Consider the following 3,028-nt stretch of genomic DNA (forward strand, 5'->3'; position numbering starts at 1 on the left):
TAATCCAAATGGTTTAACCAAGCACATTAGGAAAAAATTCTCTGATTTATAAAGAGTAGGTTAAGCTACAGGCGAGACGCAAGTCTTAAAAATCTAAGTAAAGATTTTAAGGGCGTACGGTGGATGCCTTGGCTATACTGGCCGATGAAGGACGCGGTAAGCTGCGATAAGCTACGGAGAGGTGCAAGCAACCTTTGACCCGTAGATTTCCGAATGGGGGAACCCGGCAGAAGTTATGTTCTGTCACCCATACCATAGAGTATGAGGAGGGCACCTGGGGAACTGAAACATCTAAGTACCCAGAGGAAGAGTAATCAAACGAGATTCTCCTAGTAGCGGCGAGCGAACGGGGAAGAGCCCAAACCGGATCGGGAAACCGAACCGGGGTTGAGGACTGTCATCAAGTGTAAATGGGATAGAAGAATTGTGTTGGAACGCACAGCCGTAGAAGGTGAAAGCCCTGTAATCGAAATCCTGCATGCACGGGACAGTATCCAGAGTACCACGAGACACGTGAGACCTTGTGGGAAGCAGGGGGGACCACCCTCCAAGGCAAAATACCAGTATGGACCGATAGCGCATAGTACCGTGAGGGAAAGGTGAAAAGCACCCCGGGAGGGGAGTGAAAGAGAACCTGAAACCGTATGTCTACAAACAGTCGAAGCGCGTATAATTGCAGCGCGACGGCGTGCCTATTGAAGAATGAACCGGCGAGTTACTGTTACTAGCGAGGTTAAGCAGAAAATGTGGAGCCGAAGCGAAAGCGAGTCTGAATAGGGCGACTAGTTAGTGATAGTAGACCCGAAACCGTAGTGATCTATCCATGGCCAGGTTGAAGCACAGGTAAAATTGTGTGGAGGACCGAACTCGTGAGCGTTGAAAAGCTTTGGGATGAGCTGTGGATAGGGGTGAAATGCCAATCGAACACGGAGATAGCTGGTTCTCCCCGAAATAGCTTTAGGGCTAGCCTCATGGAGAGAGTATAGGCGGTAGAGCACTGATCGGGCTAGGGCCCATACCGGGTACCGAACCTAGTCAAACTACGAATGGCTATACTTATACATGGGAGTCAGACTATGAGTGATAAGGCCCATAGTCAAGAGGGAAACAGCCCAGACCACCAACTAAGGTCCCTAATGCTGTACTAAGTGGCGAAGGATGTGGAATTTCTAAAACAACCAGGATGTTGGCTTAGAAGCAGCCACCATTTAAAGAGTGCGTAATAGCTCACTGGTCGAGAGACTCTGCGCCGAAAATGTCCGGGGCTAAAGTACAGAACCGAAGTTGTGGCAAATGCTTAATGCATTTGGGTAGGGGAGCGTTCTTATTGGATTGAAGCAGTACCGGAAGGAGCTGTGGACTGGTAAGAAGTGAGAATGCCGGTATGAGTAGCGAAAAGAAAGGTGAGAATCCTTTCCACCGAAAGCCTAAGGGTTCCTGAGCAACGATCGTCGACTCAGGGTAAGTCGGGACCTAAGCCGAGGCGGAAAAGCGTAGGCGATGGACAACAGGTTGAAATTCCTGTACTAGTATGAATTGTTTGATCGATGGAGTGACGCAGTAAGATAGGTCAGCACGAGGATGGAAATTCGTGTTTAAGCGTGTAGGTGAAGTGGCAGGCAAATCCACCACTTCAAAAGCTGAGGCGTGATGAGGAGTTACTAGCGATAGTGACGAACTGATTGATTCTACACTGCCGAGAAAAGCTTCTAGGTAGAGACATACTACCCGTACCGAAACCGACACAGGTGGGCGGGGAGAGAATCCTAAGGTGCGCGGGAAAACCCTCGTTAAGGAACTCGGCAAAATGCCTCCGTAACTTCGGGAAAAGGAGGACTCATGTAGTGTGAAGAGCAGTAACGCTCGGAGCATGAATGAGTGGCACAAGAGAGGCGCAAGCGACTGTTTACCACAAACACAGGTGCCTGCTAAAGCGAAAGCTGATGTATAGGTGCTGACACCTGCCCGGTGCTGGAAGGTTAAGAGGAGGGGTTAGGAGTAATCCGAAGCTCTGAATTGAAGCCCCAGTAAACGGCGGCCGTAACTATAACGGTCCTAAGGTAGCGAAATTCCTTGTCGGGTAAGTTCCGACCCGCACGAAAGGTGTAACGACTTGCGCACTGTCTCAACGAGGGACCCGGTGAAATTGAAGTACCTGTGAAGATGCAGGTTACCCGCGACTGGACAGAAAGACCCCATGGAGCTTTACTGCAACCTAAGATTGAATTTAGTTATTGAATGTACAGGATAGGTGGGAGACGTAGAAACTAGGGCGCCAGTCTTAGTGGAGTCAATGTTGGGATACCACCCTTTCCATAATTGAATTCTAACGGGAAGACTAACACCCTTCCGGACAGTCTTAGGCGGGCAGTTTGACTGGGGCGGTCGCCTCCGAAAATGTAACGGAGGCGCCCAAAGGTTCCCTCAGAGCGGACGGAAATCGCTCGAAGAGTGTAAAGGCAGAAGGGAGCTTGACTGCGAGACGGACAGGTCGAGCAGGGACGAAAGTCGGGCTTAGTGATCCGGTGGTGCCGAGTGGAAGGGCCATCGCTCAACGGATAAAAGCTACCCTGGGGATAACAGGCTAATCTCTCCCAAGAGTCCATATCGACGGGGAGGTTTGGCACCTCGATGTCGGCTCATCACATCCTGGGGCTGAAGTAGGTCCCAAGGGTTCGGCTGTTCGCCGATTAAAGTGGTACGTGAGCTGGGTTCAGAACGTCGTGAGACAGTTCGGTCCCTATCCATCGCGGGCGCAAGAAACTTGAAGGGGGCTGCTCCTAGTACGAGAGGACCGGAGTGGACGAACCGCTGGTGTACCAATTATCCTGCCAAGGGTACAGTTGGGTAGCTACGTTCGGGACGGATAAACGCTGAAAGCATCTAAGCGTGAAACCAGCCTTGAGATGAGGTTTCTCATAACATAAGTTAGTAAGATCCCATGTAGACGACATGGTTGATAGGCCAGGTGTGGAAGAGCTGTGAGGCTTGGAGCTGACTGGTACTAATAGATCGAGGGCTTTACTTA

Annotated in this window: 1 rRNA gene; it reads left to right on the plus strand. The window is 50.6% G+C overall.

Annotated elements, in window-relative coordinates:
- Positions 1-96 precede the first annotated feature (96 nt).
- Positions 97-3,028: ribosomal RNA gene (locus tag EO124_RS10000) — 23S ribosomal RNA — on the plus strand.

It is taken from the genome of Veillonella ratti, assembly GCF_003992115.1.
Lineage (GTDB): Bacteria > Bacillota > Negativicutes > Veillonellales > Veillonellaceae > Veillonella_A > Veillonella_A ratti.